Source organism: Cupriavidus sp. KK10 (assembly GCF_018223725.1).
GTDB lineage: Bacteria > Pseudomonadota > Gammaproteobacteria > Burkholderiales > Burkholderiaceae > Cupriavidus > Cupriavidus necator.
This window is the reverse complement of the sequence record NZ_CP073677.1, coordinates 2857986-2872359: the sequence shown is the minus strand read 5'-3', so window position 1 is coordinate 2872359 and position 14374 is coordinate 2857986. Positions and strand designations below refer to the sequence as shown.

Annotated in this window: 11 protein-coding genes; 8 read left to right on the top strand and 3 right to left on the bottom strand. The window is 65.6% G+C overall.

What is annotated here, in order from left to right:
• Positions 1 to 40: 40 nt before the first annotated feature.
• The 3 genes from frc to KB879_RS13590 all read left to right on the top strand — a co-directional run bounded on the left by frc (position 41) and on the right by KB879_RS13590 (position 3739).
• Positions 41 to 1291, top strand: a complete 1251-nt coding sequence (gene frc / locus KB879_RS13600) for a formyl-CoA transferase (RefSeq protein ID WP_013953330.1) — start codon at positions 41 to 43, stop codon at positions 1289 to 1291.
• A 154-nt stretch (positions 1292 to 1445) separates the two neighbouring features.
• Entirely contained in the window at positions 1446 to 1883 is a 438-nt protein-coding gene (locus KB879_RS13595; protein ID WP_013953329.1) for a PAS domain S-box protein, read from the top strand.
• Positions 1884 to 2161: 278 nt separating this feature from the next.
• Positions 2162 to 3739 (top strand): AMP-binding protein, encoded by a 1578-nt coding sequence (locus KB879_RS13590; RefSeq protein WP_211981716.1) that lies wholly within the window; start codon positions 2162 to 2164, stop codon positions 3737 to 3739.
• Between the two features lie 134 nt (positions 3740 to 3873).
• Here the strand turns inward: KB879_RS13590 and KB879_RS13585 are convergent, their stop codons facing one another.
• The 3 genes from KB879_RS13585 to KB879_RS13575 all read right to left on the bottom strand — a co-directional run bounded on the left by KB879_RS13585 (position 3874) and on the right by KB879_RS13575 (position 5976).
• Positions 3874 to 4461, bottom strand: coding sequence for a TetR/AcrR family transcriptional regulator (locus tag KB879_RS13585; protein WP_013953327.1), 588 nt, complete (start codon positions 4459 to 4461; stop codon positions 3874 to 3876).
• Between the two features lie 163 nt (positions 4462 to 4624).
• Entirely contained in the window at positions 4625 to 4930 is a 306-nt protein-coding gene (locus tag KB879_RS13580; protein WP_013953326.1) for a hypothetical protein, read from the bottom strand.
• A gap of 104 nt (positions 4931 to 5034) precedes the next feature.
• Positions 5035 to 5976, bottom strand: a complete 942-nt coding sequence (locus tag KB879_RS13575; RefSeq protein WP_211981714.1) for a LysR family transcriptional regulator — start codon at positions 5974 to 5976, stop codon at positions 5035 to 5037.
• A 317-nt stretch (positions 5977 to 6293) separates the two neighbouring features.
• On the opposite strand from KB879_RS13575, the gene KB879_RS13570 reads away from it, so the two are divergent.
• The 5 genes from KB879_RS13570 to fdhF all read left to right on the top strand — a co-directional run bounded on the left by KB879_RS13570 (position 6294) and on the right by fdhF (position 14296).
• Positions 6294 to 7217 (top strand): LysR family transcriptional regulator, encoded by a 924-nt coding sequence (locus KB879_RS13570; protein ID WP_013953324.1) that lies wholly within the window; start codon positions 6294 to 6296, stop codon positions 7215 to 7217.
• 147 nt (positions 7218 to 7364) lie between these two features.
• Entirely contained in the window at positions 7365 to 7583 is a 219-nt protein-coding gene (locus tag KB879_RS13565; protein WP_013953323.1) for a hypothetical protein, read from the top strand.
• A gap of 679 nt (positions 7584 to 8262) precedes the next feature.
• Positions 8263 to 9582: an oxalate/formate MFS antiporter gene (gene oxlT / locus KB879_RS13560; protein WP_211981712.1), complete on the top strand. Its 1320-nt coding sequence runs from the start codon at positions 8263 to 8265 to the stop codon at positions 9580 to 9582.
• A 181-nt stretch (positions 9583 to 9763) separates the two neighbouring features.
• A complete protein-coding gene (locus KB879_RS13555) occupies positions 9764 to 11473 on the top strand; it encodes an NADH-ubiquinone oxidoreductase-F iron-sulfur binding region domain-containing protein (RefSeq protein ID WP_153953443.1) in 1710 nt (569 codons plus the stop codon).
• A gap of 9 nt (positions 11474 to 11482) precedes the next feature.
• Complete coding sequence (gene fdhF / locus KB879_RS13550) at positions 11483 to 14296, top strand: formate dehydrogenase subunit alpha (protein WP_211981710.1); 2814 nt, start codon at positions 11483 to 11485, stop codon at positions 14294 to 14296.
• Positions 14297 to 14374 lie beyond the last annotated feature (78 nt).

Below are 14374 nucleotides of genomic sequence, written 5' to 3'. Positions count from 1 at the left end.
CACCCGAATTTCACCCCTCTGATCCAATAGGAGAACGAAAGTGAACCTCCCGCTCAACGGCATCAAGATCATCGACTTCACGCACGTCCAGGCCGGGCCCGCCTGCACGCAGCTTCTCGCTTGGTTCGGCGCCGACGTGATCAAGGTCGAGCGCCCCGGTTCCGGCGATGTCACGCGCACCCAGCTGCGCGACATCCCGGATGTCGATGCGCTGTACTTCACCATGCTCAACTCCAACAAGCGCAGCCTGACGCTGGATACCAAGAAGCCGGAAGGCAAGAAGATCCTGGAGCAGCTGATCCGCGAATCGGACGTGCTGGTCGAGAACTTCGGCCCGGGCGCGCTGGACCGCATGGGCTTCTCGTGGGAGCGCATCAACGAACTGAACCCCAAGATGATCGTGGCTTCGGTCAAGGGCTTCAGCGACGGCCACCACTATGAAGACCTGAAGGTCTATGAGAACGTGGCCCAGTGCGCCGGCGGCGCGGCTTCGACCACTGGTTTTTGGGACGGCCCGCCGACGGTATCCGCCGCGGCGCTGGGCGATTCCAACACCGGCATGCACCTGGCCATCGGCATCCTGACCGCGCTGATCGGCCGCGACAAGACCGGCAAGGGCCAGAAGGTGGCGGTGTCGATGCAGGATGCGGTGCTGAACCTGTGCCGCGTCAAGCTGCGCGACCAGCAGCGCCTGGACCGCCTGGGCTACCTGGAAGAGTACCCGCAGTATCCGCATGGCAGCTTCAGCGACGTGGTGCCGCGCGGCGGCAACGCGGGCGGCGGCGGCCAGCCGGGCTGGGTGCTGAAGTGCAAGGGCTGGGAGACCGACCCCAACGCCTATATCTACTTCACCATCCAGGGCCATGCCTGGGAGCCGATCTGCAAGGCGCTGGGCAAGCCGGAATGGATTTCAGATCCCAACTACGCCACCGCCAAGGCACGCCAGCCGCATATCTTCGATATCTTCAACACCATCGAGGAATGGCTGGCCGACAAGACCAAGTACGAGGCCGTGGACATCCTGCGCAAGTTCGACATCCCGTGCTCGCCGGTGCTGTCGATGAAGGAAATCGCCGATGATCCGTCGCTGCGCGCCAGCGGCAGCATCACCGAGGTGCCGCACAAGGAGCGCGGCACCTACCTGACGGTGGGCAGCCCGATCAAGTTCTCCGACATGAAGCCGGAAATCACCGGGTCGCCGCTGCTGGGCGAGCATAGCGATGAAGTGCTGGCCGGCCTGGGCTACGGTGCGGACGACATCAAGCGCCTGCGCGAGTCCCAGGTGATCTGACGCTGCCCGCCGGCACTTGTGCCGGAGCGTACGCCGGGGTCTCGCGCATAGCGGGCCCCGGCGTTTTTGCTTGCAGCTTGGCCATGAGGCACGCTACCTTGATGGCCATGACAGGCCGGCGCCGACCGGCCCTGGTAATAACGAGGGAATCCCCATGACAGACCAGATCGACTACGCGCAACTGGTGTCCGCCATCGGCGACGCCATCATCATCTCCGATGCCAAGGGCGCCATCACGCTATGGAACCCCGCCGCCGAGCGCATGTTCGGCTTTACCCAGGCCGAGGCCATGGGCCAGTCGCTCGACCTGATCATCCCTGAGCGCCTGCGTGGGCGGCACTGGGAGGGCTATGACAAGACCATGGCGACGGGCATCACACGCTACGGCCACGACCTGCTCAAGGTGCCCGCGGTCGACAAGGACGGCAAGTCCATGTCAATCGCCTTCACCGTGGCGCTGCTCAAGGATGACGCGGGCGCCATCACCGGCATCGTCGCCGTGATTCGCGACGAGACCGTGCGCTTCCAGGAGGAGCGGGCGCTGAAGAAGCGGCTGGTGGAACTGGAAAACCAGGTCAAGGAACAGGCCTGAGGCGCGTGCCTTCCCCGTGATCCCGGGCCAGCCGCTCAGCGCGGCGGCCCGGTGGCCAGGCCCTGTCCTGGCCGTTTCCTGTTAGCGCGGCGGCCTGGCCAGGACGGCCGCGCAGGTCTCGTTTGTCCCCCGAGTTTTCCCGAATAGGTGGCCGGCGTGCGCTTCCAGCGCCGCTTTGGCGTGGCCGATTCTGGTTTTTACGGTACCAGATTCGTTGACTGAGTACCGAATGCCTCCTACATTGGGAGTCCTGACAAAAACAGATCCGAGGAGACAACATGACCCGTCAAGCTTCGGCCGCTGCGGTGGTCCACGGCGGCGCAACGGTGGGCCAGCTTTATGCGGCCTCGCTGCGCGCCCGGCCCGGCGTGCCCGCCATCGTCGGCGACGACACCACGCTGAGCTATGAGGCGCTCGCGCAGCAGTGCGCGCGCGTCGCGCGGCTGTTTGCCGCCCGCGGGCTGGCGCGCCAGGATGCCGTGGCCTTCCTGGTGGGCAACCGCGCCGAAGCGGTCGCCGCCATCATCGCCGCGCAGCTGGCCGGGCTGAAGAACGTGTCGCTGCATCCGATGGCGTCGGAAGCGGATCACGCCTTCGTGCTGCAGGATGCCGGGGTGCGGGCGCTGGTGGTGGACAACGCCCGCTTCACCGAGCGGGCGCGCGTGCTGGCGGCCGGCGCCGGCCTGCAGGTCCTGCCGCTGGACGATGGCGAGTTCGGGCCTGGCCTGGCCAGTGCGGCGGCTGCGTTCGATGGCTCGCCCGTGGTCCCGGGCGACGACCCCACGGAAATCAGCCGGCTGGCCTATACCGGCGGCACCACCGGCCGTTCCAAGGGCATCCTGCATACGCACCGGACCACGGTAACGGTGCTGCAGTACATGCTGGCCAGCTACGAATGGCCGGAGCAGATCCGCTACCTGGTGACCACGCCGATCTCGCACGCGTCCGGCAGCCTGTTCCTGCCGACGCTGCTGCGTGGCGGCACCATTTACCTGTGCGACAAGTTCAGTCCCGCCGATTTCCTGCGCCGCGTGGCCGAACAACGGATCAACCTGACCTTCCTGGTTCCCACGCAGATCTATGGCCTGCTCGATTGCGACGGGCTGGACGCGGCCGACCTGTCCAGCCTGGAACTGGTGCTCTACGGCGCGGCGCCGATCGCGCCGGTGCGCCTCGCTGACGCGCTGCGCCGCATCGGCCCGGTGTTTGGGCAGGTGTACGGCCAGGCGGAAGTGCCGATGTGCATCAGCTACCTGAGCCAGCGCGACCACGATCCGGACAACCCCGAGCGCCTGCGCTCGTGCGGCAAGGTGATCCCGGGCAACCAGGTCAAGCTGCTCGACCCCGACCTGCGTGAAGTCGCGCCGGGCGAGGTGGGCGAGCTGTGCGTGCGCGGTCCGCTGGTGATGGAGGGCTACCTGAACCGGCCCGAGGAAGACGCCAAGGTCTTTGCCGGCGACTGGCTGCATACCGGCGACATGGCCCGTTGCGACAGCGAGGGATTCCTGTACATCGTCGACCGCGCCAAGGACATGATCATCAGCGGCGGCTTCAACGTGTACCCGAGCGAGGTGGAGCATTGCCTGGCGCTGCACCCGGCCATCGCCATGTCCGCGGTGATCGGCATCCCCGACCCCAAGTGGGGCGAAGCGGTCATCGCCGTGGTGGTGACGCGGCCAGGTGGCACGCTCACCGAGGCCGACGTGATCGGCCACGTAACGCAGCACAAGGGCGTGGTCAACGCGCCCAAGCAGGTCGTGTTCGTGGATGAGTTGCCGCTGACCGCGCTGGGCAAGATCGACCGCAAGGCCATCCGCGGCTGCTACTGGGGCGGCCAGGAGCGGCAGGTGGCCTGAGTGCGCTCACCGCATGCCGCACGGTCCCGCAAGCGGGCCGGCGGCCTGCCCGGACCAACAATCATGGAGGAGGCCACCATGGCAATCCGCTTGCGTTTCAACGCAATCCGGCCGACCCGCGCGCCGGCGCGCGGCTAAGAGGTGCCGGCGCCGGCTTCGGGCCGGCACAGCAGGCCATTCAGGATGATCTCGTAGAACTCGCTGAAGGCATCGCCCATCTTCAGGCCGGTTTCCTTCAGGAACTGCTGGTTGCGCAGCCGGTACGCGGCGCCGAGGATCGCTTCGGAAACCAGCCGCGGATTGTGCTGCGCCATCAGCCCTTGCCGCATGCCTGCGTCCAACAGGCTTTCCAGCCCGCGCACGCGCGCCAGTTGGTAGTCGTCGAATACCGCCCGGCCGCTGTCGATCGCATCCAGGTCCGCAAGCGCCGCCTTGCTCAGTCCCGATGTGTGGAGCGCGGCATGCAGGTAGGCGGACACTGCCCGCGCCGCATCGCTTTCGCGGTGCGCCGCGGCAAAGCCCCTTTCCAGGTTGTCAGCAAGCACGTCGCGGCAGATGCCGACGAACAGCGCTTCCTTGGTCGGCGCGATTTCGTACAGGCGCCGCCGCGAGCAGCGCATGCGTTGGGCAATCTCGCCGATGGTCAGCGACGACACGCCTTCGGTGCTCAGCAGCCGGGTCAGTTCGTGGGCAAATTCTTCGTCGGTGCGTCGGGTCGGCATGAAACGGGTGGCAAGCCGGGCAAGCGCCGGGCGCGTGAGTGTTGATGCCGAATCTTACGACGACTGCGCGGTGCGCAGGCATGGTGACCTCGCCTGAGGGACATGCGGGCCAGGCAAAAAAGCGAGGCCGCTCGCGCGCCTCGCCGTGAACTGACCGGCCCCCTCAGTTGAGATGACCGACCGCGCGCAGGTATTCGTTCTTCTTCTCGAAGATCAGCGCGCTCAGAAAGGCGGCGTCATAGGCGGCCAGCAGGTGCGCGTGGTGTTCTTCGATATAGCGGGCCACGCGCGCCTTCTCGCATTCGATGCCGCACAGCCATTCATACATCTCGGCGTCCCAGCGGAAGCGCAGGCCCAACTCGATAAACGCGGCGTTGTAGGCGGCGAGCTGGGTGTCGCGCGGAATGGGTTGGTTATCGGTGCCGACCGTGACGGCAGCTTGGCGGCTTTCCTGTTGGACCTGGTTCATGCTCGTCTCCTGAAATGCGCGGTAGCGGTTGGGTTGAGACAAGCATAGGGACCCGGAATAATTTACGATAATTAAAGTTTCATAGCAAAACCATAATCAATCGTTTATGCATTCTGGCTGATCAAACCTTCCACGCCGGTGATGCGCTGGATCAGTGCCGCGCCGTCTTCCATCAGGAACTGCTTGAAAGCGAGCGCTACCGGCGGCAGCCGCTTGTTCTTGCGGTGCACCACGTACCAGTTGAGCATGACCGGGAAGCCGTCGATGTCCAGCACCGCGAGCTTGCCGGCCTGCAGCTCCAGCCCCACCGTATGCGCCGACAGGAAGGCGATGCCCATGTTGGCGATCACCGCCTGCTTGATGGTCTCCGTGCTTTTGATCTCCATCGCAATGCGCATATTGGACAGCTTTCCAGCAAAGCCTTCCTGCATCGAATTCCAGGTATCCGAGCCTTTCTCGCGTGAAACGAAGGCTTCGTCAGTCAGCGCCGCCAGCGGGATATTGCGCTGGCCCACCAGCGGGTGGGTGGGCGCAGCCACGATGACATAGGGGTGCGGGGCGAAGACCTCGTTGATGGTGTCCATGCCTTCGGGCGGACGCACCATCACCGCCAGGTCGGTCAGGTTGCCGGCCAGCTGGTGCAGCAATTCCTCGCGGTTATGCACGGCAAGGTTCAGCGTCACGCCTTCATGGCGGTTCATGAACTCGGCCAGCAGGCGCGGAAAGAAATAGTCGCCGGCGCTGATCACCGCCACGTTGAGCCGGCCGCCGGAGATGCCCTTGAGCTGGGACATGGCGTCTTCGGCCTCGCGGAACTGCTGGATGATGCTGCGGCTGTAATGCAGCATCTCATGGCCAGCCGGGGTCAGGTAGATCTTCTTGCCCAACTGCTCGAACAGGGGCAGCCCCACATGGTGCTCCAGCTGCCGCACCTGGGTCGATACCGCGGGCTGGGTCAGGTGCAGTTCCTCGGCAGCGCGTGAAAAGCTCATATGGCGGGCAACGGTCTCAAAGACCTTCAGTTGCCGCAGCGTGGCGTTCCTCATCCTCGTCCCGTGCGATATATAAGCGATTGACTATATAAACGATAAAAAACTTTATGCAGTGCTGATCTTAGATTCAAGTAGCATCAATCGTCGGATTGGCATGCCCCCCGAATCCGGCCCTCCGGCTTGCGCCAGGAGTCCGCCAATGGCCACAAGCATGGCCGATAACAACGATGGCTGCCTACAGCCACGACAAAAAAACACAAGGAGACTACCGTGACCGGACTGAACGCAATGGTGCGTGCAACGCGACACCCCGCCATGCCTGAAGACAGGCTCCGTCTCAGCCACGCCGGTGCAGGGCAGGGGGGCAGGTCATGAATATCTCGCTCCCCCAACTGAAGGCCTTCGCCGCGGTAGCGCGGCACAAGAGCTTTACGCGTGCCTCGGTTGAACTGGGCCTGACGCAATCCGCGGTCAGCCGCAGCGTGCGTGAGCTGGAAGATGAGATCGACCAGCGCCTGTTCGACCGTACCACGCGCCAGGTGGAACTGACTGATGCCGGCCAGCACCTGTCGCAGCGCATCTGCCACCTGATCGAAGAGGTGGAGCAGACCTTGCGCGACAGCCAGAGCGCCAGCCGTCCGTGCCAGGGCCTGGTGCAGATCGCCTCGGATCCGGTGCTCAGCTCGATGTCGGTGCCGACGTGGCTGGCCGGCTGCCGGCAAGCGTGGCCGGCGATTGCCATTCACCTGAAGGACCGCTCGCAGGAGTCGGTGCTGCAAAGCGTGCGCAGCGGCGAGGTGGACTTCGGCATTGCCACCGATCCGCAGCCAAGCGATGACCTCTATTGTGAACCGCTGTGCGTCGATGCCTACCATGCCGTCCTGCCCGCCCAGCATCCGCTGGCCATGCGCGAAGCGGTAGGGTGGGGCGACCTGAGCGATGCCCGCGTGCTGGCCCTGGACCAGCAGTGCGGCATGCAGCCCGCGGTGGAGAAGGCGCTCAGCAGCTATCACGTGCGTGCGGGCTCGCTGCAGTTGCTTGGGCACTTTGCGGCGGTGTTCGGCATGGTGGCGCTGGGCCTCGGGATCGGCGTGGTGCCGTCGCGTGCCCAGGTTGGCGGCATGAATCCAGCGGCAGTGATGCGGCCGCTGCGTCCGCAGGTGACTTCCACGGTGATGCTGGTTCGGCGCAAGAGCCGTTCGCTCAAGCCCAATGCCGCAGCAATCTGGGATGCCTTGCGTGGCCAGGAGTATCAGGAGCCACCGGTGGCGCGTCGTGAAACGACCACGGTGTGAGGCCATCGGCTCTTCTGGGGGCATTGGGGCGGCTTTCGTTGTATTAGTGCAAAACTTCTACTGATATATCACATACAGGATATTTACACATAGTGCAGCGCAGCATATAATGAAAACTCCTGACCACAACGCTATTGGAGTTTTCAAATGGAAGTCGCTCTTCTCTTCGCTCTTGGCCTAGGCCTGATTGCTGCCGGTGTCGGCGTGACCACGCTGCTGGCCACGCGCCTGCCGATGGACGTGCTGGTGACCGCGCAGGAGCATGGTCGCTTCGCCGGCCTGGGCTCGAACCAGGAAAGCGATGGCGTTGGCCGTGCCAGCCCGTCGCGCATCGTGCCCGCTGCCGGTGAACTGGCTTACGCTTAATGCGCGCAGGGGCCATGCGCCTTTCGCGCTGAACAGCGCATCTGGCAAGGGTTGTAGCGGCCGGCATCCCTTGTGGCAGTACCTCGGTTGATTCCTGACCTGCGGCATTCGCCGCGAGCCAGGGCAGGGTTCCGCGCGAACCTGCGGCCGCCACCACCTTCCTCCCGATCGCTGCTAGCGATCGCCCCGCGCAACCCTTGTCTTGCGCCGCCTTTCCCAATCCGGCAGCTCCCTGCCATGCCTGCAGCGCCTCCTCAGGCATCGTTCCCAAGGCCATACATGCGGTGCAATACATTAATGTATGCATCTAGGGACTTTCCCCAACTCATCGTTTTCCCGGTTTTTCCCACGCGCGATCCCCGGCATTCTTGCGGGTGCCAGCAGTCGGCGGATTGATGCGCCGATGCATGGCAACTGCTTGATTTCCAACGACTCGGGATGCTGTCGGACCGGCCATTGATGCAGTGTGCGCACCAGTCGCACTGCAGCAACGGCCAGCCAGGTGTCGCTCGCCGCGGTCTCATGCTGCAGGGCCGCGACGAATACGCTTGACTTACCTGATATATCACATACCGTATAGCACTAGAACGGCTCAGCTGTTCTTTGACTGAGAGTCACGCAGAGGCGTCTACAGGCGCCCATCTTCCACCTTGGCGGCAAGCCGCTATAAGGAGACATCATGGAATTGCAGCAGAGGGAGTCCACGTCGCGCTTTGCGTCGCCGTGGGTGCAACTGGTATTCGGCGTGATCTGCATGGCGATGATCGCCAACATGCAATACGGCTGGACGCTGTTCGTCAACCCGATCGACGACAAGTACCACTGGGGCCGCACCGCGATCCAGGTGGCCTTCACCATCTTCGTCGTGACGGAAACCTGGCTGGTGCCGATTGAAGGCTACCTGGTCGACAAGTACGGCCCGCGCCCGGTGGTGGTGGGCGGTGGCCTGCTGTGCGCGATTGCGTGGGCCCTGAACTCGGTGGCGTCCTCGCTGCCCATGCTTTACTTCGCGGCGGCTATCGGCGGCCTTGGCGCGGGCGCGGTGTATGGCACCTGCGTGGGCAACGCGCTGAAATGGTTTCCCAATCGCCGGGGCCTGGCAGCGGGGATTACCGCAGCCGGTTTCGGTGCGGGCTCCGCGCTGACCGTGGTGCCCATTGCCAACATGATCAAGACTTCGGGCTATGAGGCCGCGTTCCTGTGGTTCGGTCTTGGCCAGGGCCTGATCGTGTTCATCCTGGGCATGGCCCTGTACCCGCCGTCGGCCAAGGTCCTGAGCGAGGTCAAGTCCACGCTGAAGGCTGCCGCAACCTACAATGCTTCGCCGCGCGAGGTGCTGAAGTCGCCGATCTTCTGGGTCATGTACGCGATGTTCGTGATGATGGCCGCCGGCGGCCTCATGGCCACCGCCCAGCTCGGCCCGATCGCCAAGGACTTCGGCCTGCACGACGCCCCGATCTCGATCCTCGGCCTGACCTTGCCGGCGCTGACCTTCGCACTGACCATCGACCGCGTGCTCAATGGCCTGACGCGCCCGTTCTTCGGCTGGATCTCCGATCATATCGGCCGTGAACGCACAATGTTCTTTGCCTTCGGGGTCGAGGCCATCGGCATCCTGCTGCTGTCCAAGTACGGCCACCATCCGGTTGCCTTCGTGGTGCTGACAGGCGTGGTGTTCTTTGCTTGGGGTGAGATCTACAGCCTGTTCCCTGCCACCTGCGGCGACACCTTCGGGCCGAAGTTTGCCGCCACCAACGCGGGCCTGCTGTACACCGCCAAGGGCACGGCCGCGCTGCTGGTGCCGTTCTCCAGCGTGATCACCACTGTCACGGGCAGCTGGCATGCGGTCTTCATGGTGGCCTCCGCCATGGCGGCATTGACCGCGGTAATGGCGCTGTTCGTGCTCAAGCCGATGCGCGAGGCGCATGCCCGTAAATATGTGCATGCCAATGCATCGGCACCGATGGGCTACCGTACCGTGCCGGAAGACCTGACCTGATAAAGAAAGCAGTACGGCGCCCCCCGGCGCCGGCAGGACCCGGACGTGGCGGCTGCGATGCCTGCACAGACGCCGCGCCCGGTAGCACAATACGACAACTACAAAGCGCGACAGGAGGGCGGCCCGCCGGGCGCCTTCCTGATTGCACATCGGAACCCCACAAACAGAATCCAGGCACGCCATGAACCAGGTTGTCATTCCACTCGAGGCGACGGGGCTCGGCCGGCAGCGCAAGCGCCGCCAGCCCAAGGGCAGGCAGGTAGACGCGGCCGCGCTGGCCGAAGTGCGCGTGGCGCTGGGCGACATGCCCCGCCGGCGCGACCTGCTGATCGAACACCTGCACTGCATCAACGACCGCTACGGCCAGTTGGCGATGCCGCACCTGGTGGCGCTGGCCAGCGAACTGCGGCTGTCGATGACCGAGGTCTATGAAGTCGCCACCTTCTACCACCACTTCGACGTGGTGCGCGAGGACGCCGACGGCCAGATCGCGCCGTCGCCGGCGCTGACCGTGCGCGTATGCGAAGGCATTGCCTGCGAGCTGGCGGGCGCGCAGGCGCTGATCGACAAGCTGCCCGCGGTGCTCGGCACTGAAGTGCGCGTGGTGGCCGCGCCCTGCATCGGCCGCTGCGAAAAGGCGCCCGCGGCGCTGGTCGGGCAGAATCCGGTCGATGCTGCCACGGCCGAGGCCATCGACGCCGCCGTGCAGGCAAAGGCCGTGCGCCATGCGCCCGAGCCTTATATCGGCTACGACGCTTACCAGAAGGACGGCGGCTATGCCTTGCTGAAGTTCCTCGCCAGCGGCGACCTGGAACCGGCCGCCGTGCTGTGCACGATGGAGGACTCCGGCCTGCGCGGGCTGGGCGGCGCGGGCTTCCCGACCGGGCGCAAGTGGCGCATCGTGCAGAACGAGCCCGCGCCCCGGCTGATGGCCGTCAACATCGACGAGGGCGAGCCCGGCACCTTCAAGGACCGCGTCTACCTGGAGCGCGATCCGCACCGGTTTCTGGAGGGCATGCTGATCGCGGCGACGGTGGTCAACGTGTCAGCGATCTATATCTACCTGCGCGACGAATACGCTGGCTGCCGCGCGCTGCTGGCCGAAGAACTGCGGCGGCTGCAGCAAGACCCGCCAATCCCCGGCTTGCCGACGATCGAACTGCGCCGCGGCGCGGGCGCCTATATCTGCGGCGAAGAGTCGGCCATGATCGAGTCGATCGAAGGCAAGCGCGGCATGCCGCGGCTGCGCCCGCCCTATGTGGCGCAGGTGGGCCTGTTCGGCCGGCCCACGCTGGAGCACAACTTCGAGACCCTGTACTGGGTGCGCGACATCATCGAGAAGGGCGCCGAGTGGTTTGCCTCGCAGGGGCGCAATGGCCGCAAGGGGCTGCGTTCGTTCTCGGTCTCCGGCCGGGTGAAACGGCCCGGCGTGCATCTGGCGCCGGCGGGTATCACGGTGCGCGAACTGATCGACGAATACTGCGGCGGCATGCTTGACGGCCATGCGTTCTACGGTTACCTGCCGGGTGGCGCCTCTGGCGGCATCCTGCCAGCATCGATGGGCAATATCCCGCTGGACTTCGACACGCTGCAGCCCTACGGCTGCTTTATCGGCTCGGCCGCGGTGGTGATCCTGTCCGACCAGGACAGCGCCACGCAGGCAGCGCGCAACCTGATGCACTTCTTCAAGCACGAGTCCTGCGGGCAATGCACACCGTGCCGCACCGGCACCGCCAAGGCGCTCGACCTGATCCGCCAGCCCAAGTGGGACCTGTCGGCGCTGGATGACCTGTCCGCGGTGATGCGCGATGCATCGATCTGCGGGCTGGGGCAAGCCGCGCCCAATCCGGTCGACTGCGTCATCAAGTACTTCCCGCACGAACTGGCCTGAGAGACTGACATGAATGCACTGACCCGCGCCGAACGCGCGCTTGTCGAATCCGCCGAGCCAGCCGTCACCTTCACGCTCAATGGCCGCGAAGTGAGCGCGCAACCCGGCGAAAGCCTGCTCAAGGTGGCCCAGCGCGAAGGCTTCGACGTCCCGCACCTGTGCTACAAGGATGGCCTCGAGCCGGCTGGCAACTGCCGCGCCTGCATGGTCGAAATCCAGGGCGAGCGCGTGCTGGCTCCGTCCTGCTGCCGTTTTCCCGCGGAAGGGATGCAGGTACAGACCGAGTCCGAGCGCGCCCTGCGTGCGCAGCGCACCGTGCTGGAACTGCTGCAGTCGGACATGCCCGAGACTGACTACACCCGCCACAACGAACTGGACCAGTGGGCCGCGAAGCTGGAAGTCGGCAAGCCCCGCTTTGCCCCGCGCGAACGCGTGGCGGCGGATTTGTCGCACCCGGCCATCGCCGTCAACCTGGATGCGTGCATCCAGTGCACGCGCTGCCTGCGAGCCTGCCGCGACGAGCAGGTCAACGACGTGATCGGCCTGGCGCTGCGCGGCGACGAAGCCCGCATCGTGTTCGACATGGACGACCCGATGGGTGCGTCGACCTGCGTGGCCTGCGGCGAATGCGTGCAGGCCTGCCCGACCGGCGCGCTGATGCCCGCGCGCGACGCCGCGCTGGCGGTGCCGGACAAGCAGGTGGACTCGGTCTGCCCGTACTGTGGCGTGGGCTGCCAGCTGACCTACAACATCAAGGACAACCGCATCCTGTTCGTGGAAGGGCGCGATGGCCCGGCCAACCACGAGCGGCTGTGCGTGAAAGGCCGCTACGGCTTTGACTACGTGCAGCATCCGCAGCGCCTGACGGTGCCGCTGGTGCGCCGCGAAGGCGTGCCCAAGCAGGGCGATTTCGTCATGGATCCGGACCACGTCATGGACGTGTTCCGCGAGGCCACCTGGGAAGAGGCCCTGGCGCTGGCCGGCGGCAAGCTCGCGCAGATCCGCGACACCCACGGCAAGCGCGCGCTGGCAGGGTTTGGCTCGGCCAAGGGCAGCAATGAAGAGGCCTACCTGTTCCAGAAGCTGGTGCGCACCGGGTTTGGCAGCAACAACGTCGACCACTGCACGCGGCTGTGCCATGCCTCGTCGGTGGCGGCGCTGCTGGAGGGGATCGGCTCGGGCGCGGTGTCGAACCCGGTGATGGATGTCGACAAGGCCGAGGTGGTGATCGTGATCGGCGCCAACCCGACCGTGAACCACCCGGTCGCGGCCAGCTGGATCAAGAATGCGGTGAAGAACGGCACCAAGCTGATCGTGGCCGATCCGCGCCGCTCGGACCTGGCGCGCTTTGCCCATCGCTTCATGCAGTTCAAGCCCGATGCCGACGTGGCGCTGCTCAACGCGATGATGCATGTCATCGTCACCGAGGGCCTGGTGAACCAGGACTTCATCGACAGCCGCACCATCGGCTTTGACGAGCTGCAGCGCAATGTCGCGGCGTACAGCCCGGAACTGATGGCGCCAGTGTGCGGCATCGAGGCCGAGGTCATCCGCGAGGTCGCGCGTCTGTATGCCACGTCCAAGGCCTCGATGATCCTGTGGGGCATGGGCGTGTCGCAGCACGTGCACGGCACCGACAACGCGCGCTGCCTGATCGCGCTGGCGCTGATGACCGGCCAGATCGGCCGTCCCGGCACCGGCCTGCATCCGCTGCGCGGCCAGAACAACGTGCAGGGCGCGTCCGACGCCGGACTGATCCCGATGATGTACCCGGACTACCGCCGCGTGGACGATCCCGTGGCGATCGCCAGCTTCGAGGCGCTGTGGGGCATGCCGCTGGACCGCCAGCCCGGCCTGACCGTAGTCGAAGTGATGCAGGCGATCGAGCGCGGCGAGGTGCGCGGCATGTACATCATGGGTGAGAACCCGGCCATGTCCGATCCCGACGCCGAGCACGCGCGCGAGGCGCTGGCCTCGCTCGACCACCTGGTGGTGCAGGACATCTTCCTGACCGAGACCGCCTACCTGGCCGACGTGGTGCTGCCGGCCTCGGCCTTCCCGGAGAAGACCGGCACCTTCACCAACACCGACCGCACCGTTCAGCTCGGCCGCCAGGCGCTGAACCCGCCGGGGCAGGCGCGCCAGGACCTGTGGATCATCCAGCAGATGGCGGAGCAACTGGGGCTGGACTGGCACTACGACGGCGTGGCCGAGGTCTTCGATGAGATGCGCCAGGCCATGCCCAGCATCGGCGGCGTGACCTGGGAGCGGCTGGAGCGCGAACATGCTGTGACTTATCCGTGCAAGGAAGAGGGCGACCCGGGCGAACCGGTGATCTTTATCGACAGCTTCCCGACCGAGACCGGCCGTGGGCGCTTTGTGCCGGCCGATATCATCCCGGCGGCCGAGCGGCCCGATGTCGGCTACCCGATGGTGCTGATCACCGGCCGCCAGCTCGAGCACTGGCACACCGGCAGCATGACGCGGCGCGCCGGCGTGCTCGATGCGATCGAGCCCGACCCCGTGGCGCTGGTGCACCCGCTGGACCTGGACGCGCTGGGCGGCAAGCCGGGCGACGTGGTCACGCTGGCATCGCGCCGCGGCGAAGTCACGCTGTACGCGCGGGCCGACGCCGGCACGCCGCGCGGGGCGGTGTTCGTGCCGTTCTGCTATTACGAGGCGGCGATCAACAAGCTGACCAATGCGGCGCTGGACCCCTTCGGCAAGATCCCGGAGTTCAAGTACTGCGCGGTGAAGATGGCTCTGGGCGGCGAGGCGCCGGAGCAGTCGAGCTACGGCGGCGGGCAGATCCTGGCGGTGTAGGGCAACGGCAAGACCTGACGGGGCCGTCTGCGCGGGTAGCGCAGGCGGCCTTTTTTGTTGGGTGATTATCCTGAATTT